Annotated in this window: 17 protein-coding genes; 5 read left to right on the plus strand and 12 right to left on the minus strand. The window is 70.7% G+C overall.

Annotation, left to right across the window (positions count from 1 at the left end; genetic code table 11):
- Positions 1-422: 422 nt before the first annotated feature.
- The 7 genes from AC1Z4A_RS29360 to AC1Z4A_RS29390 all read right to left on the minus strand — a co-directional run bounded on the left by AC1Z4A_RS29360 (position 423) and on the right by AC1Z4A_RS29390 (position 6,800).
- Complete coding sequence (locus tag AC1Z4A_RS29360; protein ID WP_483682891.1) at positions 423-770, minus strand: winged helix-turn-helix transcriptional regulator; 348 nt, start codon at positions 768-770, stop codon at positions 423-425.
- A gap of 101 nt (positions 771-871) precedes the next feature.
- Positions 872-1,879, minus strand: a complete 1,008-nt coding sequence (locus AC1Z4A_RS29365; RefSeq protein WP_483682892.1) for an aromatic ring-hydroxylating oxygenase subunit alpha — start codon at positions 1,877-1,879, stop codon at positions 872-874.
- A gap of 119 nt (positions 1,880-1,998) precedes the next feature.
- Entirely contained in the window at positions 1,999-2,670 is a 672-nt protein-coding gene (locus AC1Z4A_RS29370) for a class I SAM-dependent methyltransferase (RefSeq protein WP_483682893.1), read from the minus strand.
- 1 nt (position 2,671) lies between these two features.
- Positions 2,672-3,868 (minus strand): nitroreductase/quinone reductase family protein, encoded by a 1,197-nt coding sequence (locus AC1Z4A_RS29375; protein WP_483682894.1) that lies wholly within the window; start codon positions 3,866-3,868, stop codon positions 2,672-2,674.
- A gap of 25 nt (positions 3,869-3,893) precedes the next feature.
- Positions 3,894-4,784, minus strand: coding sequence for an SDR family NAD(P)-dependent oxidoreductase (locus tag AC1Z4A_RS29380; RefSeq protein WP_483682895.1), 891 nt, complete (start codon positions 4,782-4,784; stop codon positions 3,894-3,896).
- Positions 4,781-5,824, minus strand: a complete 1,044-nt coding sequence (locus tag AC1Z4A_RS29385; protein WP_483682896.1) for a type III polyketide synthase — start codon at positions 5,822-5,824, stop codon at positions 4,781-4,783. Before AC1Z4A_RS29385 ends, AC1Z4A_RS29380 begins: the two co-directional genes overlap by 4 nt.
- A gap of 43 nt (positions 5,825-5,867) precedes the next feature.
- A complete protein-coding gene (locus AC1Z4A_RS29390; RefSeq protein WP_483682897.1) occupies positions 5,868-6,800 on the minus strand; it encodes a UbiA family prenyltransferase in 933 nt (310 codons plus the stop codon).
- Positions 6,801-7,088: 288 nt separating this feature from the next.
- Here AC1Z4A_RS29390 and AC1Z4A_RS29395 point away from each other — a divergent pair, with 288 nt between their 5' ends.
- Genes AC1Z4A_RS29395 through AC1Z4A_RS29405 form a run of 3 tightly spaced genes read left to right on the plus strand, consistent with a single transcriptional unit; the run spans position 7,089 to position 10,762 of the window.
- Positions 7,089-8,162, plus strand: coding sequence for a polyprenyl synthetase family protein (locus AC1Z4A_RS29395; protein WP_483682898.1), 1,074 nt, complete (start codon positions 7,089-7,091; stop codon positions 8,160-8,162).
- Between the two features lie 24 nt (positions 8,163-8,186).
- Positions 8,187-10,064, plus strand: coding sequence for a prenyltransferase/squalene oxidase repeat-containing protein (locus tag AC1Z4A_RS29400; protein WP_483682899.1), 1,878 nt, complete (start codon positions 8,187-8,189; stop codon positions 10,062-10,064).
- A complete protein-coding gene (locus AC1Z4A_RS29405) occupies positions 10,061-10,762 on the plus strand; it encodes a methyltransferase domain-containing protein (RefSeq protein ID WP_483682900.1) in 702 nt (233 codons plus the stop codon). Before AC1Z4A_RS29400 ends, AC1Z4A_RS29405 begins: the two co-directional genes overlap by 4 nt.
- A 42-nt stretch (positions 10,763-10,804) precedes the next feature.
- Here AC1Z4A_RS29405 and AC1Z4A_RS29410 read toward each other — a convergent pair whose 3' ends face one another.
- Positions 10,805-11,731 (minus strand): D-alanyl-D-alanine carboxypeptidase family protein, encoded by a 927-nt coding sequence (locus AC1Z4A_RS29410; RefSeq protein WP_483682901.1) that lies wholly within the window; start codon positions 11,729-11,731, stop codon positions 10,805-10,807.
- 111 nt (positions 11,732-11,842) lie between these two features.
- Complete coding sequence (locus tag AC1Z4A_RS29415) at positions 11,843-12,322, minus strand: Lrp/AsnC family transcriptional regulator (RefSeq protein WP_483682902.1); 480 nt, start codon at positions 12,320-12,322, stop codon at positions 11,843-11,845.
- A 257-nt stretch (positions 12,323-12,579) separates the two neighbouring features.
- Here AC1Z4A_RS29415 and AC1Z4A_RS29420 point away from each other — a divergent pair, with 257 nt between their 5' ends.
- Positions 12,580-14,079 carry an FUSC family protein gene (locus AC1Z4A_RS29420; protein WP_483682903.1) on the plus strand — a complete coding sequence of 500 codons (1,500 nt, stop codon included), beginning with the start codon at positions 12,580-12,582 and terminating at the stop codon, positions 14,077-14,079.
- A gap of 82 nt (positions 14,080-14,161) precedes the next feature.
- Positions 14,162-15,295, plus strand: coding sequence for a lactonase family protein (locus AC1Z4A_RS29425; protein WP_483682904.1), 1,134 nt, complete (start codon positions 14,162-14,164; stop codon positions 15,293-15,295).
- Between the two features lie 94 nt (positions 15,296-15,389).
- Here AC1Z4A_RS29425 and AC1Z4A_RS29430 read toward each other — a convergent pair whose 3' ends face one another.
- The 3 genes from AC1Z4A_RS29430 to AC1Z4A_RS29440 all read right to left on the minus strand — a co-directional run bounded on the left by AC1Z4A_RS29430 (position 15,390) and on the right by AC1Z4A_RS29440 (position 18,204).
- Entirely contained in the window at positions 15,390-16,334 is a 945-nt protein-coding gene (locus AC1Z4A_RS29430) for a sirohydrochlorin chelatase (RefSeq protein WP_483682905.1), read from the minus strand.
- 107 nt (positions 16,335-16,441) lie between these two features.
- On the minus strand, positions 16,442-17,506 hold the full coding sequence (locus AC1Z4A_RS29435; protein ID WP_483682906.1) for an N-acetylglucosamine kinase: 1,065 nt from the start codon (positions 17,504-17,506) through the stop codon (positions 16,442-16,444).
- 20 nt (positions 17,507-17,526) lie between these two features.
- The gene (locus AC1Z4A_RS29440) at positions 17,527-18,204 is read right to left on the minus strand and encodes a uracil-DNA glycosylase (protein ID WP_483682907.1); all 678 of its coding nucleotides are present in this window, start codon (positions 18,202-18,204) and stop codon (positions 17,527-17,529) included.
- Positions 18,205-18,238 lie beyond the last annotated feature (34 nt).

The following is an 18,238-nucleotide window of genomic DNA, read 5'->3' on the forward strand; positions in this document are numbered from 1 at the left end:
CCCCCCGCACTGTTTCTCCCCTCGGGAGGCCCCACGCCCCCCGCGCATGACATCCCGGCTCCTTCAGTGCTGCTTGAACACCCCACCCTGGCGGCAGCGGACTCGCTTGTTCTGCCGGACTCTCGAGGTGCACGGGAACCCGTCGAAACCCCGGGTGCTCCCCGCACCCAAAGCCCTTTCTCGGGGCTCCAAGAATTGATCACCCCACATCTGGCGCCGGGGACGCGACTGCTGGCTGTTCGTGGCGCCGGATCTGTAGATCATTTTGGTGGCCTCGTGCCTGCGTCTCTGAAGCACGTGCAATCTAGACCATCGGAGCGCATATGTAGAGGGGATGTGTGTAATTTGTGCTCAGCTTTGAGACTGGAGCCATCGATCGTGATCGTTTACAGGTGTCTTGAAGCCACCGCGTCGGCGGCGGGTCATTGCTCGCTGAACTCCAGGGCCCGCCACCAGCCAGCCAGTTCATCGATGATCGGGAGCACGGAGTGCCCCAGTGGCGTCAGCCGGTACCGGACGCGTGGCGCGGAACCTCCCACGTTGTGAACCGTCCGGTCGACGAGCTGCATGTGCACGAGCCGGTGCAGCGTCCGGTCCAGCGGCTTGTGTTCCATCAGACCCGCGGCGCGTGCCAGGTCGTTGTGGTACCTGGGACCTCTGGCGAGCTGGACCAGCACCGCAGACACCCATTTGCCCGATAAAATACGTGCGGCTTCGTATGCGTCCTGGAAGTGCTGGCGCTCGTCGTGGTGTCCGTGCAGGCTCGTCACAGAGTCGATCCCTTCCTCCGTCGCCGTGGAGACTCACACCGGCCGCGTACCCGCCGCCGTCCCGCCGCCGTCCGTCCGGTTGTGCGTCCGGGCGTGGCCGCTCACCCGGGCTCGGGGGAGTAGAACTGTTCCGCCCAGTTCCGGAACCGCATGATCGGTCCGTCGCCCGGGGCGAGTCGCGGATGCTTGAGGTATGTCTTGTTCCGCCAGATCGGGACGTCCTGGGCAGCGCCTCTCCACGAGGGCTTCGCGAAGAATTGCGTGGCCAGCCATGATGAGCAGGTGCTCATCCTGCTTCCGGCTGTGCCCACCCGGGCGCTGACGGTGAAACGCGTCTCGATGCGACAGGAGTCCAGGGGTGTGGGCATGATCTGGACCAGTGCCGAAAGATTCATCTGCCGCATATACGCGGTGACATAGACATAACCGAGTCCATGGGCTTCCACATCGAACTCGACATCGAATCTGCCGAGCAGGGGCACCATGCGATGCATGGCTGTACCGATGTTCAGCCGTGATCCGTCCAGCGCCATCGGCCGGGTGATACGGGCACCGGAAGTACCGTGCACGGGACCGAAGTGCCCGATGTCGATGGAATTCTCGACCACTTCCTGAGGGTGACCGATATCGATCTGCGCGTGCTTGGCCGGCGGCGGGAAATCCTGTGCCGGAACGCCCGGGACGTCCCAGGACGGCACTTCGGCATCGGTATGGCTCCACACCATGATGACGCCGTTGACCTCCCGCATCACCAGCCGGCTCAGGCCGGCTCTGGGAGGGCGGGTGCCATACCCGGTGCGGACGCAGGTACCGTCGGGAGCGAAGGCGAAGTTGTGGAACGGGCAGACGAGGTCTTCGCCATCCACCCGGCCGCCGAAGCCCAAATGCGCCCCCAGATGCGGACAGTACGGGCGGACGGCGCGAACTCTGCCCTGCCGCGTACGGTAGACGACGATGTCCTCCCCCATGAAGCGGCGCCGCACCACCCGCCCCGGCGGCACATCGTCACTGAACGCCACCGCGAACCAGCCGTTGGGATAAGGAAGCCTGGGTCTGTTCGCCGATATCGGGCACGTGCGCGTCAAATCGGTCTTTCTCGGCCCGAACACAGTCCCCCCTGTAGCCGTCTCTTTCTTTGCGAACTCTTTCTCTACGGAAAAACGATCTGCGACAGCCGTGCCGAATTGAGAAAATCGAGTACACCAGTTCCTATTAGGGTGCACAAGAGTCAGGACGAGGCGCGTGCGCAGAAGAGTGCCACCGAGCCCACGACCGTCACCTCGTAGTGGGCGAACACGCTGCCGAGAGCTGCCTCGATGTCCTCGAGCCGGTCCGCGCGGTTGCACATGATTCCGCGCCAGTTGGCAGCTGCCAGTTGCCGTTTCGCCAGCCAGTTGTGGTGGACTCCCCGCCCGGGAATGGTCGCTCCGAAGAGCTTGCCGCCCGGTCGCAGGACCGCGCGGGCGTGCTCGAAGACGACGGCTTTGGCCGGGAGCGCCCCGGGCAGGCAGTGCAGCAGATGGACCATGCCGATGGAGTCCGCGGAGTCCTGCGGCAGCCCCCACGGACCCAGCACATCGGCCCGGTGCGTGCGCGGAGCGTAGCGGCGCAGACGGTGGGCCGCGGCAGCGAGCGAGTGGGGATTGAGATCCATCAGCGTGATGTCCGGTGCCACCGAGGGGAAGCGGCACTGATCGAGCAACAGCCCGGTCGCGACGCCGATGTCCAGGTGGTTTTCCGAGACGTTTCTGTCGTACAGCTCGATGAGCCGGCTCTTCGGGCAGCGCCAGGCGACCGGGGAATTGAAGCCGTAGACGAGAGCGTTGTAGGCGTACAGGAACGAGCGTGTGTACACCGCCTGGCCGGCATGGACCGAGGCATGGCGAGGGGCGGCGGGCATCTCACTCCGGATCCGGTCGAGGGGTCAGGCGCACCAGGGGGATTTCCCGGTTCGTCCGGCGCTGGTATTCGGCATACCCCTTGAAACGACGAACGACGTGCGGCCACCATACGGTTCGCTCGTCCGTATTCATGACGGCCGCGCGCACAGGCCATACACGGTCGCCCACGCGGAGGACCGCATCGGGGTTCGCCCTGAGGTTGCGGAACCACGCCGGATGATCGACCGATCCCCGGTAGGAAGCGACGACGATGACGTCGTCGCCGTCCTGGAACGTGAACAGAGGAACGGAGTACGGTTCCCCGCCACGGGGCCTGCTGGTGGTCAGGATCCCGACCTGATTCCCCAGCATCCGCTTGCCCAGGCGCCCCCCTGTCCTCGCATACAGCGCGACATGCGCGGTGTTGTTCACGAGCTGCACGATCCTGCTCCACCGGGACACCTCGCGTCCGGTCGGAATACCGTGCTGGATTGCTCCCATATCGGCCCCCCGTTCCGTGTCGATGTTGTCAGGCTTCGCCGCGGCCGCCGTCCGGCCCTCCCGGCTCCCTCCGGTGGACCGCGCCCGCTCCCGCAGCAGCGTCGGCACGACCCAGAAAGCGTGCATGAGCGCCAGGCGTTCGACGCTCGCCCCCTTCGCCCGCAGGAACGACAGACTGCCGCCCATGCCCAGCGCGGCACCGGTCACCGCGGAATTGCCCGTGGCCACATGGACGATGCCGTACAGCCCACTGGTCAGTACGGCCGCGCCGCCGGCGCCGTACCGCTGCGCGAGCCGCCCCTGGAGGAGTCCCCGCCAGAACAGTTCCTCACCCGGTGCGATGACGATCGAAAGGTATGCACACATCCGGGCCGGACCGATTGCCGAGGAAAGAGTCCGCAGCGTCTCCGCATCCCGGGCGAGCCGGGGCACGGACTTGCGTGCCGACAGGTCCAGTAACGAGCCGGCGGCGAACATTCCCATTCCGAACCGGAAGGCGGCGGAGAGGTCGTGCCGGGTCATCCGGCGGGGACGGACGGCCGGTTCGACGGCGAAAGCGGCCAGGCCCAGCAGGCCGTGCCCAAGAGCGAGCCTGTGCCAGTGCGTTGATCCGCGGGCGCGAAACGCCCCGGCGAGGCCGGCCGCAGAGAGCGGAACTCCCGCCGCCGCCACGAGAGTGCCCGGACGCAGTCGTCCGAGCCGCGCGCTGATCGCCACAGCCCTCATACTCCGTCCCGCCCGATCACTGTCCGCACCGTCCGCCGTCGCCTTCGGCTCTCACCGCTGGAGCACGTTCTGCGGAGGAGGCCGCGGAGCACCGCAGCGAGGGAAACTGCGTGTGCACACACCGGGCCCACACAGACGCGGGAAGCACACGCCTGAGAGCCAGCAGCACATGCGCGTCGGGGCCCACCCGGTAGCGGGCACGAGGGCGCCGGGCCGTGACCGCGCGCATCACCGCAGCGGCCGCCCGGTCCGGAGAGACGCCCCGGGGCAGACGTGTGGCGATCTGCTGCTCCATCTCGGTCACCAGGTCGCCGTAGACGCCGGACGCGTACCGTTTCAGCGCCGGGACGTTCTCGCCCCATCGCGTGTTCACTGCGCCCGGCTGGACCAGGGAGACTCCGATGCCGAATCGCTGCACTTCCATGCGGAGCACCTCCGTGGCCGCCTCCAGCGCGTACTTGCTTCCGTGGTATGCGGCTCCTGCGGGCAGCACGAGTTCCCCAGCCATTGAACTCACGTTCACGATGCGGCCGGACCCGCGTGCACGCATCCCGGGAAGGACGAGCTGAACAAGTCCCATCGGCCCGAAGACATTCGTCCGGAACTGGTGGTCCCAGCGGTCGAGAGGGACCTCTTCGCACGGCCCCAGCTCTCCGTAACCGGCGTTGTTGACGAGTACGTCGATCGCTCCGAACGAACCGGTCAGTTCCGTCACGACACGCCGACGAGCCGAGTCGTGGGTCACATCGAGTTCCCGGACGACGCAGCCGGCGGCTTCCAGCTCACGCAGCGGTCCGGCGTTCCTTGACGTCGCGACGGTGGTGAATCCTCTGCCCGCGGCCTCCAGGGCAGTGGCCCGGCCGATCCCGGAGGAGCATCCGGTGATCAGGACGACAGGCCCCTTCACAGGACGACACCCAGTGAGAAGTCCGCACTGACTCCGGGGCCGAAGCCGGCGATGACGCCGCGCGCTCCGGTGATGGCCGAGTCACTGGCACAGAAGCGCGTCAGGGAATCGAAGATCAGGACACTCGCGGTGTTCCCGTGCTCCGCGAGAGCGGCCCGGCTGAACCGGTGCAGTCCGGGGTCGATGTCGAGGTGCCTGGTCAGATCGTCGAGGATCCGTGGGCCACCGGCGTGAGCGATCACGAAGTCCAATTCGTCGCCAGTCCAGGCGGCTTCTTCCACCAGCTTCCTGATCGCCGGCGTCACGGCGCGCATGGTGAACCGCACACGGCTGTCCAGCCGGAAGTGGTATCCGGTGTCCTTGACGTCGTACGAAATCCAGTCGGACGTGTGTGAGACGGTCTCGGCAGCCGACCGCTCGATCCTGATGCCAGAGCCTCCGGTTCCCTTCACGACCGCTGCGGCGAAGCCGTCACCGAACAGGCCTGCCGACAGCAGTGAACCCACATCCGAGTCGGTGGGCTGGTAGCAGAGCGAACACATTTCGCATGCGACGATCAGGGCATTGCGATCCGGGTGGGCCCGGCAGTACCGGGCGGAGGTGCTGATCGCGCCGGCTCCCGCTGCGCAGCCGAGCTGCGCGATGGGAAGCTGATCGAGGTGCGTGGGAAATCCGAGTTCGTTGATCATCCAGACGATCGGCGACGGCATGCTGAACCCGGTGCACGACACGAACACCACCGCGTCGATCTGGTCCTTGGACAGGCTTGCGTGGTCGAGCGCCGCCGCGACGAGACCGGGAAGATACGTCCGGATCGCTCCCCGGTACAAGTCCGTGCGGGCGGCCACGCCCGGGTGCCTCAGCGTCTCCTCCAGAGGCTGCAGTATGCGGCGTGTTCGCACGCCCGTGTGCTCGATGAGGCGAAGGGCGGAGTCCAGCCGGGGATGGTCCGGGTGCAGTCGGCGCGCCGCCTCGAGGGTGTCCTCGAGAGTGATCTCGTATTCCGGGAAAAGCACTGCTGGACGGCACAGGACGGACATGGGGAACCACCTCGGCCTCGGCGTATCAGTGCACAGGGAATTGTCAGAGCCATGCGGCCAACGCGAGCAGAGCGAAGAAGGACGCGAGCAGCCGGGGCATGTGGAGCCACGAGGGCATGGTGTCGCCCAGGCGCGATCGCAGCACGGCAATCGTGATGCCGACCGCATAAGGAAGCGTCAGCAGCGGTGCCGCATAGCGGATCGAATGGAAGGCACAGGCGATGAGGAGCACACAGGCATAGGGCGCGGTGATGAAGAACGCATACCAGGCCTTGGCCGAACGCGGCGAAAGAGCATGGGCGAGTGTGCGTTTGCCTGCCCGTAAGTCCTCGGCAGTGTCACGCAGGTCGTTGTGGAACATTGTCGCGGTGAACAGAAAACCTGCCGCCGCGGCCGCCAGTACAGCGGTGAGCGTGATGCGGTGGACGTTCACCCATATCACGGCCCCCACCACGAGTGAACCGGTGAGAGCGAAGTCGACCACCTCACCGAGCGCGCGGTGCCCGAGCGGGGCAGGGCCCCCGGAGTAGAGCAGGGTCACGAAGGCGAAGGGCAGGATCAGAACCGAGACCGGGGTCGTGGTGTAGAGCAGGTAGGCCATGTCGAGAACGGCGACGGTGAAACACGCCAGCCCGACCGTGCGGACCTGCTTCATGGGCAGCCCGAGCGCCAGAGCACTTCCTGGACGGGCTCGTTCCGCACGGTCGACTCCGTGCCGGTAGTCGTCGTAATCATTGATCAGGCGGCGACCGATGCTCTCCGGAACGAACAGCGCCGTCGTCAGCAGCGCGCGGCCGGGCGACAGCGGCCCGAGCTGCCGCGCGACGGCGAGGGCGTAGGCCGCCTGCAGCAGGACCACCACGGTCATCTGCAGGCCGAGCGCGGAGACCCAGGCCCGGGTCAACTGGACCGGCCGCGCTGCCGTGACGCTCGTGGCAGGCGAATGAGGCGACTGTTCCGCCCGGGACTCCGACATCTGCGGTTCTCCACTGTGATGGCGAGCGATTCGCCGGGGCATTCCGCCGGCAGTTTTGCGGGGCATGCCTCGACGCCGTTGCGATTGAAATTTCGGTGGTGTCTCCGTGTCCAGAGACACGGAGGTCCGGTGGGGACATGCGTGTCCTTATAGCCGGGGCAACCCGTCTGCTAGCGTCCGGCGGAACTTTCCCCCACCTGGTGACGAAGGCGCTTGCCCGCAGGACGACATCCGACCGTCAGAACCCCGGTGGCTCGTGCCGCGGGGACGGAGCCCAGGGACGGCACCATGGAGAATCTCGTGTCCTCGACGCACACGACACCTACGCCGGCACGGCCCGTGATCGCTCGACTCGAGCAGGACCTGGAGCGTGTCCGTCGATCGATGGCCGAGGCCGCTGCCGTCGAGCACCGCCAGGCAGGGCTTCCCTTCACCCACTATGTGAAGCGTCCGGGACGTCTGTTCCGCCCGGTCCTCACGCTGGTCTCGGCGTATGTCTTCGGTGCTCCCCGTTCCGAATCCCAGGGCGAACTGATCGTCGATGCGGCAGCGGGGATGGAACTCCTGCATCTGGCGACCCTCTGCCACGACGATCTGTGCGACAAGGCCACGACGCGTCGCGGACACCCCACGGTCAACGCGGCCTTCGGGGAGGACGCCGCCCTTCTGTCCGGCGACTACCTTCTCGCCTGCGCGACCGCCGTGTTCTCGAGGCTCGGCGAGCACGAGATGCGTGTGGCCGGTGAGACGCTCAAGGAGATCTGCCTGGGGCAGATGAGAGAGGTGGCCGATGCCGGCAATCTTCAGCGCTCCGAAAGCGAATACTTCGCTGTCGTCTCGGGCAAGACGGCGGTGCTGATGGCCGCGTGCGCCGAAGTGGGCTCGGCCCTCGCAGGGGCCTCCGAGGCCGATCAGGCGATCATGCGCCGTTTCGGGCACAGCCTGGGCACGGCCTTCCAGATATGGGACGACGTGCTGGACATCTGGGCGCCACCGGGCATTACCGGAAAGCCTCCCGGCAAGGACATCGAGAACGGCATCTTCACCCTGCCCGTGATCTACGCATTGCGCGAGAACCAGTCCGAGCTGCCCCACCTCCTCGAACGGTGCCCGCGCTCCGCGGACCGGCACGAAGAGATCGTGCGCATTCTCGACCGGCTGCACGTGCGGGAACGCGCGGTCGGGGCCGCACGGAAGTACATCGCCGACGCGCTCTCCGGGGTCCGGGAACTCACGTCGCCCGTGAACGCCGTTTCCCCGCTGCTCGCTGTCGCCAGAAGGCTGATGCCGGAGATCGACCACTTGCTGCCGGAGATGTCCGGGAAAGAGGACAGAGCGGACGGCCCCCGCGCGCTCGGGTGAGGAGCACCGGTGAAGGGAAGACATATGAATGCCGCTTCAGATGACCGGTCCCTTTCCGCGGCTGTCACCGCGGGCCGGACCGCGGTCTGCGACCAACAGGACAAAGAGGGCGGTTGGGCCGGTGACTTCGCGACGGGCGGAACGTCCTGGGAATCCGCCGACATCCTCATGCAACACCTCCTCCGCACGGCCGACCGGACGCATGTCGCCGAACAGCGCGCCTGGATCCTCTCGCAGCAGAACGGTGACGGAGGATTTCCCCTCTACACCGGCGGCCCGTCGGACGTCTCCTGCACCGTGCTCACCCATCTCGCACTCCAGCTCGCCGGTGACGACCAGGACCGCGAACGGCTCGACCGCGCCGCGCGCTTTGTGAGGGAGCACGGCGGTATCGAGGCGGCCGAACTCGTTCCCACCCGTTTCTGGCTTGCGCTCACCGGAGTCGTGAGCTGGGACGAAATACCTCCCCTGCCACCGGAATTGATCCTGCTGCCGTCATGGTTTCCGGGCACCGTGGGCGACTTCGAGCCCTTGGCCCGCGAACTGGTCGTCGCCGTGGGTGTCCTGGGAGCCGTCCGCCCGGTGCGCGCGCTGCCCATCGACATCGGCCCGCTGCGCCGCCCGGGCGCCCCGTCCTCCCCGTTGCGTCCGGGACCCGGGCGGGCCGTCCGCGCCGCCCTTCTCCGGATCGCCAACGCGCTCAACCGGACGGCTCCGCGACCCCTGCGCCGCAAGGCGCTGCACACGGCGGAGCGCTGGTTGCTGAGCCGGCAGGAACCGGACGGCAGCTGGGGCGGCAGCTGGACGGAGACGATGGTCTGCGTCCTGGCGCTCTGGGCGCTGGGGTACGGCACCCGGCATCCGGTCGTTGCCGCGGCGCTCGAGGCGTGCAACCGGTACTGCATCCGGCGTGACGGTACGCGACGCGTGCGCATCTTCCCGTGCACGGTCATGGACACTGCGATCACTCTGCGCGCGCTCGCGGCGGCGGGCGGCCGCGCCGGAACCGACCCCGCGGTGGACCGTGCGGTGACCTGGCTGATGACACACCGCAGCGACTCCACCCCCAACGCCGCTCACCCGGCCGCGCTGGTCTGGGACTACGAGGGAATTCCGACCGTCAATCCGGACGTGGACGACACCGCGATGGTCATCGCGGCCTTCCACCAGGTGCGGGTGGAGCGTTCCCGGGAGACGGACACCGCCGTCGCCGAGGGCATCAGGTGGGTTCTCGAATGGCAGTCAGACTCGGGAGGGTGGTCCGGATATGGCGTCTACCGCTGGTCCCTCGTCGGAAAGCGGGCCCTGACGGGCATCGGCTTCGTCGAGCCGCCGTCGCCGTGCGTGACGGCACACATCGTGGAGATGCTGTGCCTGGAAGGCTACGGCTGGCATCCCAAGGTGCGGCGTGCACTGCGCTGGCTGCTCGAACAGCAGGACACCGACGGGTCCTGGCCGGCTCGCTGGGGCGGGCGGCTGTACGGCACCGCGCAGGTGCTCTTCGCACTGACGGAGGCGGGGCTGGGGAGTGATCACCCCGCCACGGCCGCGGCGATGGAGTGGATCTACCAGCACCAGAACGAGGACGGCGGGTGGGGAGAGGACATACCGTCCGCGCTGGACGCCACTCGGCGGGCAACGGGCGAGAGCATGGTGGTGCAGACGGCGTGGTGTGTGATCGCGGCCTACACGGCCGGAGTGGTGGACGGGAAGCGCATCGACGCCGCGGTCGCGTTCCTCCTGCGGAACCAGCAGGAGGACGGCGGCTGGACCGATGAGCGCGAGTGGATGATCATCATCCCGAACAACGTCTACGCGGTCGACAACGCCCTCACCAACGCCTATGCCCTGTGGGCGCTCGCCCTGCACGCCCGGCACACGGAGCGGGGGGAGGCGCGATGACCACGGTTCCCGAGTACGACACCTGGTCGTCCCTGTGGTGGCAGCGCCGCGGCCCCTTCTCCACGCTGCGGTGGATCGCCCGTGCCCGCGCCGAGCACATCCCCCCGGCGGCTCATGCCGATGCGGTGCTGCTCGACGTCGCCTGCGGCGGCGGCCTCCTCCATCCGTACCTCGAGGGCAAGGGGTATCGGCACGTCGGAGTCGACGTGTCCAGCAAGAGCGCCGAAGTGGCCCTGCGGCACGGCGTTGACGACGTCCTCATCGGCGACATCCACGACATTCCACTGGACGACGGTTTCGCGGACGTCGTGGTGGCCGGCCACTGCCTGGAGCACGTCGAGCAGCCGGACGTCGTGGTGGCCGAATGCTGCCGCCTGCTCAAACCCGGCGGCACGCTGCTCATCGACACCATCGCGGACACGTTCCTGGCGCGCGTCTCGGTCATCACCCTGGGCGAGCACATCCCCGTCACCTGGGCGGCGCCCAAGGGGACTCACGATCACCGGCTCTTCGTCGACCCGGAGCAGCTGGTACGCGCCTGCCGTGACCACGGCGTACCGGTGGACGTGTTCGGGCTGGTGCCCAGGGCCCGGGACCTCCTCGGCTGGGCGCTGGGCCGCGAGGGCGACGTGCACATGCGGCGCACGAGGTCCACGAAGATCCTTTACGGGGTGTGCGGTGTGAAACCGCGGAGGTGAGGCTGCGGGACCCCGGCCGGCCCTCCCCGGCCGGGGCGGTGGTCAGTCCTTCTGCGCCGACTGCGGCAGCTGGCGCAGCTTCACGGTGGTCTTCGTGTTGAAGGCCCAGTCGAGCATCTTCGCCGCGTCCGGGTAACGGTTGGTGGGGTCGTTGAGGATCACGCCCACCACCGTGCGCTTGCCGCGCTGGGCGGCGAACACCAGGCAGGGGCCGGCGGCCGTGCCGGTGCCGGTCTTGATGCCGATCGCGCCCTTGTAGGACCCGAGCAGCTTGTTGGTGTTGTCCCAGTAGTAGGTGCGGTTGCGGTTCGCCGCCTTCTGCTGGGTGCGGGTCGTCTTCACGACCGTGGCGAACGTGCCGTTGGCCAGCGCGTGCCGGGCCAGCTTCGCCGAGTCGCGGGGGGTCGTGTAGTTGCTCCCCGCCTGCGATATGCCGTCGAACGAGTCGTACTTCGTGTTCTTCAGGCCGAGGTCCGCGGCCGTCTTGTTCATCTTGGCGATGAACGACTTCGTGCGCGCGGCCTCGGTGCTGCCGGTGCCGAAGGTGTCGGCGAGTGCGTACGCGGCGTCGCAGCCCGACGGGAGCATCAGGCCGTACAGCAGCTGCCGCACCGTGACGGTGTCGCCCGTGCGGAGATCGGCGGTGCTGGCTCCGGTGCGCTCCACGTAGTCGCGGTACGACTGCTTGACGGTGACCTTCTTGTCGAGGTCCACACCACGCGTGTCCAGGACCGTGACCGCCGTCATGATCTTGGTGGTGCTGGCCATCTGCCGCCTGGTGTCGGCCTCCTTGCCCCACAGCGCGCGGTCGGCCCCGCTGTCGAGCAGGAAGGCGCCGCCGGCCGCTATGCCCGAAGGGCCGCTCGCGGCCTCGGCCGTGGCGGCGGGCAGCGCAACGGCCACGGCAGCCGTCGAGGCGACCACGGCCACTCCCCAGCGATGTGTGGGTCTTCTCCCACTTCGCTCCATGTCAGTACCTTTTCCTTGCTGGTCGGTATGAGCGAGCAGATAATCGCACCGCTACCGTTGCAAGGAGAAAGCGGGGAAGGCTTTCCCTGACTCCCCCTCAGGAGCCCCGCCTCACGAGCCTCCCGCAGCCCGTCCCACCGAGTCCACCAACGGCACCATCCGGTAGGGCACCCGCTCGCGCAGCACCATCTCCGTACGGGTGCGCACCACGCCCGGGAACTGCACCAGCCGCTGGATGACGTCCTCCAGATGCGCCGCGTCCCGCGCGACGACGCGCGCCATCAGGTCGCCGCCCCCCGTTATCGAGAACGCCTCGATGATCTCGGGCACCTCGCCCAGCGCGCTCGCCGCCGTGTCCAGGTTCCCCTGGGTCACCTCGATATGGACGAACGCCAGCACCGGGTGGCCGAGGGCGGCGGGGGACAGCCGGGGGCCGGTCCCGGTGATCACGCCGTCCCGCTCCAGACGGTCCAGCCTGGCCTGCAGCGTGCCGCGGGCGATCCCCAGCAGCCGCGCGTACTCCCGCACGCTTGTGCGCGGCTGCTCCAGCAGCAGCCGGAGGATCCTGGCGTCGAGCGCGTCCACGGCCATGGGCCATCGGCTCCCTCGTGGTCGGTGATCAAGGGCTTGCACTGTACCAATGGCTCAATCGTCCGAGAAGGTGTTGAGCCATTGAGGCTTCGGATGTTTTCCTCTACTCATCGATGGCGTTGCTGGGCTGCGTCGGACGGCGAAGAAGCCGGAACCGACCCCGCAGCGCCTTTTGCATGCGCCCACGAGGTGTGCGGGATTCGGCCCGCGCACCGGCGCACCGGCATGAGCAGAAGGGGGCGGCCGCTCTGAAGAGGATGTTCGTGGCACCGGATCCGGGCCGGCTCCGGCTGCGCACGGGCGCCCGGGCCGTGCTCGGCGTGGGCCTCGCGGTCACCGCCGCCGCCCTGTCCGGCCTGCCGCTGCCCGCCTGCGTCATGGGCGGCCTCGCGGCGCTCCTCGCCCTCTTCACCGTCGGCGACCCGACCGTGCGCCGCCAGGCGGTCACCACCGCCCTGCTCCCCGCGGTCGGCTTCCCCGTCCTCGCCCTGGCCACGGCGCTGCACGGGCTGCCGCTCGGGCGCGACGCCGCGTTCCTCGCCGTGGTCTTCTGCGGCGTCTACGCCCGGCGCTGGGGCGCCCGCGGGCAGGCGCTCGGGATCTTCGGGTTCATGAGCTTCTTCGCCACCCAGTTCCTGCACGCCGTCCCCGCCCAGCTGCCGGAGCTGTACGCGGCCGTCGCCCTCGCCCTCGCGGCGACCGCGCTCGTCCGCTTCGGCGTGTGGTGCATCGAGCGCCGCACCCCGCCGCCCGCCGTCCCCGCCCCGGCGGCGGCCCGCGGCCTCGCCCGCCCCACCACCCGCCTGGCCTTCCAGAACACCTTCGCGTGCGCCCTGGCGCTCGGCATCGGCCAGCTGGTCTCCGACGAGCGCTGGTACTGGGCCGTCGGCACCGCCTGGTGGATCTTCGTCAACACCGCCTCGCGCGGCGAGACCCTCGTCCGGGGCTTCCGCCGCGTGGTGGGCACGGTCGCCGGCATCGCCGCCGGGCTCCTCGTCGCCGTCCCGCTGCACGGCGCGCCCGCACCCACGCTCGTCCTCGTCGCCGCCTGCGTCTTCGGGATCTTCTACACCGCCGCGCCCTCGTACAGCTGGATGATGTTCTTCGTGACGGTCATGGCCGGCCTGCTGTACGGGCTCCTCGGCGTGCTCCACCCGGGCCTGCTGGCCCTGCGCCTGGAGCAGACCCTCGTCGGCGCGTTCGGCGCGGCCGTCGCCGTGGCCGTCGTGCTGCCCGTGACCACGCACGCCGCCACCGACGCCTGGATCCGGCGCGCGCTGGTCGCCGTCCGCCGCTGCACGGCCGAGTCGGCCCGCCGGCTCGCGGGCGACGAGTCCGCCGACCCCACCCCGCACGTGGCCGAGCTGGAACTCCTCCTCGGCCGGGTGCGCGCCTCCCTGGCCCCGCTGCTGCACCCGCTGAGCCCGCTGCGGGCACGCCGGGAGCGGGCCCGGACGGTCATGCTCCACCTGGACGACTGCGCCCGGCAGGCCCGCGGCCTGGCGGAGGTCGCGGCCGACCCGGACGCCTCCCACGACGCCCGCCTGACCGCCGCCTGCCTGAGGGTCGAGGCGGCCCTGCACGCGCTGGTCGCCCAGGGCGAGTCGCCCGGCTCCGCGGCCGACCTCGACGCCGCTCCGCACCACCACCCCGGCGCGGAGCGCGCCCTCGCCCACCTGCACGACCTGGAGGCCTCGCTGGCGTCGCTGGCGACGCCGCTGCGCGACGCCCCGCGCGGAGTGTTCGCCCAGGTGTGAGGCTCGCGCCGCTCCGGGCGGGCGCAGTCCGGTCCGGCCGTCCGCGGGCGTTGTCAGTGGCACCGTGTAACTTCGTGGTCACATGGAGTCCGGTGCGGGGGAGGGCGGCACGATGGCCGGGTACGGACAGCAGCAGGACCGGTGGGCGTACATCGGCTCGTTCACCGAGGCGGGCGGCCCTGGGCTGACCGCCGCGGAGGTCTGCGCGGAGACGGGCGCGCTGCACCCCGTCCACGCCACCGCCGCGGTGGCGAACCCCTCGTTCCTGGCGCTCCCGCCCGGTGGCGGCGTGCTCTACGCGGTGAGCGAGACCGAGGAGGGCGCGGTGGCCGCCTTCTCCCTGGCCGATCCCGCGCGGCCCGAACCGCTCGGGCCGCCCGTCCCGGTGCGCGGCTCCGGGCCCACCCATCTCGCGCTCGCGCCGGGTGCGGGCGGGGCGGGGGCGCGGCTGTTCACCGCCAACTACGGCTCCGGCAGCGTCAGCGTGCTCCCCGTCGGGGCGGACGGGCGTCCCGGGGCGGCCTCGGCGGTGTTCCCGCACCGCGGTGGCGGGCCCGTCGCCGACCGCCAGGCCGCCCCGCACGCGCATGCGGTCGTGCCCGACCCCTCCGGGCGCTGGCTGCTCGCCGTCGACCTCGGCACGGACTCCGTGTGGAGCTACGCCCTCGGGGCCGGGGGCGCGCATACGGTGACCCCGCACGGCGAGACCCGGCTCCGGCCGGGGAGCGGGCCCAGACACCTGGTCTTCCACCCCCGCGGCGAGCGCGCGTACGTCCTCGGCGAGCTGGACCCGACCGTCACCGTCTGCCGCTGGGACGCCGCCTCGGGCACACTGCACCCGCTGGACGAGACCCGTGTGCTGCCCGCGGCCGCGAGGCCCGTGCCCGTCAACTACCCGTCGGCGCCGGTGGTCTCCGCCGACGGGCGGTTCCTGTGGGCGGCCAACCGCGGGCACGACAGCATCGCGACCTTCGCGCTCGACGCCTCGGGCGACGTCGCCGCACTGCGCGGCACCGTGGGCTGCGGCGGCCACTGGCCCCGCGATCTGACGGCCCATCCGGACGGCCGCCTGCTCTACGCGGCCAACGAGCGGTCGGGCGACGTCACCTGGTTCACCGTCGACCAGGAGACGGGCATACCCACGCGCGCGGGCTCGGTGCGGATACCGGCCGCCTCCTGCGTGGTGTTCGGCCCCTCCGGCGGCGAGGGCCGCTGACCGCGGCGGAACGCGCGGAGGGGGTCTCCGCGTGGCGGAGACCCCCTCCGGGGAGCGTGCGGCCGGTGGCGGACCGGCCGGAGGCACGGGCGCGTCAGCGCACTGCGGTGCCCTGCGGCACGGGCTGGACGGCGATGCCCAGCGCGGCCGCGTACTTGGCGAGGACGAGCTTGCCGATCGCCGGGTACGCGCCCAGCGGCTCGGCGGCCGCGCAGCCGGCCTCCTTGGCGGCCATGGCCGTCAGGGCCTCGTCGACCTCGGACCCGATGAGGCAGGGCGCAAGGGCGAGGTTGTGGGAGCCGGAGGCGCGCAGCTGGTCGGCGGCGCGGGCGATGGAGCCCTCGGCGTCCAGCGCGGCGGCCAGCACCGGCACCGCGAGCCGGGCGGAGAGCAGCATTCCGGAGATCCCGGCGGACTGCACGGCCTCCTCGCCGCCGACCGTCGCCAGCACGATGCCGTCGGCCGCCGTTGCAACTGTGAACAGTCGGGCGCGGTCGGCGCGGGCCAGGCCCGCCTCGGACAGGCGCACGTGCAGCGCCTCGGCGAGCAGCGGGTGCGGGCCGAGCGCATCGGTCAGCTCGGCGGCGGAGCCGCTGCTCATGACGGACTGGCGTATCCGGCGCAGCACGGCGCTGTCCGGTCCCGCCAGCAGCGGCACCACGACGGCGTCGGGCGCCTGGGCCCAGGGGTCCTCGGTCTCCCCGGCGGCGGCTTCGCTCGCGCGAGCGGCGCGCTGCGCGGCGGCGTGGCCGAGGACGGCGTCCAGAGAGGGGAAGCCCTCGGCGGTCTCCTCGCCGCCCTGGGCGGCGTCCAGGTAGCCTATGCGCGCATCGAGCCCGGGCAGCTCGGAGCGGGCGATGCTCAGGGTCTCCTCGGCGAGGCGCCGCGTGGTGAGGTCGGGCGTCCCGGGCACGGCCAGCACCAGCGGGGGCGCACCCGCCGGAGCGACCGCGGGCTCCGGCCGCCGGTGCCGTCCGGGCTGGCGGGGACGCGGCATTCGTACTGGCAGGCCGGGCGTCGGCCCTGTGGGGGAGCTCATGGCGCCGCATGTTAGTCGTTCATGGAACCGGTCCGTTCGGGTGGGGGGTAAGTGAACGGGGTCTGTCCGGATTTATTCGTTGGGTCATACGATGAGCGCGGATGTGATCAGCAAACGACTCGTAACAGAGTGTCATCGACGGGGAGGGTCAGACTGCCCGTCGCAAGAGCCGTGGCCACGTGCAACGCACCCGACAGGGGGTCGCCCGCGGCGGCGACGAGCCGCCCCTGAGGGAGTTGCTTTTGCAACTCCGTGCGCAGTGGGCCCAGCAGGGGCTCGCCCATCCGGAACAGCCCGCCCGTGAGCGCCACTTCGCTCGTCGGGTGTCCCCGGCCGCCCGGGCGCTCCGGTGGCGGGCAGACCGCCGCCGCGGCCTCGGCGATGTGCCGGGCGGCCGTCCCCAGGATGCCGGCGGCGACCGCGTCGTGCGGTGCGCACCGGCCCACCTCGGGGGCGAACGAGGCCAGCACGGCGGCCCGGTCCGGGCGCGGGTAGAGGGCTCCCGGCAGTTCCCGTGCCGGGCCGAACAGGGCCTCGAGCCGGGTCAGCAGGGCGGGCGAGCCGCCGGCCCGCCCGTCCACGGCGCGCATCGCCGCCTCGAGCCCGGCCCGGCCGATCCAGGCGCCGCTGCCGCAGTCGCCCAGCAGGTGCCCCCAGCCGTCGGCACGCCGCCAGCCGTTCCCCGGGGCGAGATCGGTGCCCAGCGCCACCAGGCCGGTCCCGGCCGCCACGACCGCCCCCGGCCGCTGGCCCAGCGCCCCCGCGTAGGCGGTCACCGCGTCCGAGGCCAGGGCGAGGCGGGGCGCGCCCAGCGCCTCGCGGAGGGCGGAGGGCAGCGTCGTGCAGAGGTCCTCGCCGAGCGTGGACATGCCCGCGGCGCCCACGCAGACGGCCGCGCAGCGCGCGGCGCCGGCCTCGTGGAGCAGACCGGTGGCGGCGGGGAGGACGCGGCGGAGGAAGTCCTGCGCGTCGATGCCCCGTTCCCCGGTGCGTACCGGCGTGGGGGAGGACCACGCCGCCCGCGCCGGGCGCGGGCCGTCGTGGTCGGCGGCGGCCAGGGCCACGCGGAGGCCCGAGCCGCCCGAATCGATGCCCAGGACATGGCGCACGGCATCGGTGCGACGCAGCACGGCGGGCGTGCCCCCGTCTCCCGCCGGCCCCGCCCCGTGCATCCCGTCCTCCCCGGCCCGCGTCAGGGCAGTCGCCAGTCCACGGGCGCCGCGCCCTGCTGCGCGAGCAGGTCGTTGGCCCGGCTGAACGGACGCGAGCCGAAGAAGCCGCGGTCCGCGGACATGGGGGAGGGGTGCGCCGACTCCACGCACGGCACCCCGCCCAGCAGCGGGCGGAGGTTGCGGGCGTCACGTCCCCACAGGACGGCCACCATGGGACGGCCGCGCGCGACCAGCGCGCGGATCGCCTGCTCGGTGACCTCCTCCCAGCCCTTGCCGCGGTGTGCGGCGGGCTTGCGCGGGGCGGTGGTCAGCGCCCTGTTGAGGAGCAGGACGCCCTGCCGGGTCCACGGCGTCAGGTCGCCGTTGGAGGGCCGGGGCAGCCCCAGGTCGGTGTGCAGCTCGCGGTATATGTTCTCCAGGCTGCCCGGCAGGGGGCGCACCTCGGGCGCGACCGAGAAGCTCAGGCCGACGGCGTGCCCGGGCGTGGGATAGGGGTCCTGACCCACGATCAGCACCCGCACCTCGTCGAACGGCTGCTGGAAGGCTCTCAGCACGTTCGCGCCCGAGGGCAGATAGGTCCGGCCCGCCGCGATCTCGGCGCGCAGGAAGTCGCCCATCGCGGCGATCCGCCCGGCCGCGGGTTCCAGGGCCTTGGCCCAGCCCGATTCCACGATCTCGTTCAACGGTCGTGCAGCCACCGCTGCTGCCCCTCCCTGTACAGCCCCGTACGAC

The sequence above is a fragment of the Streptomyces sp. 17_S59 genome (assembly GCF_056930295.1).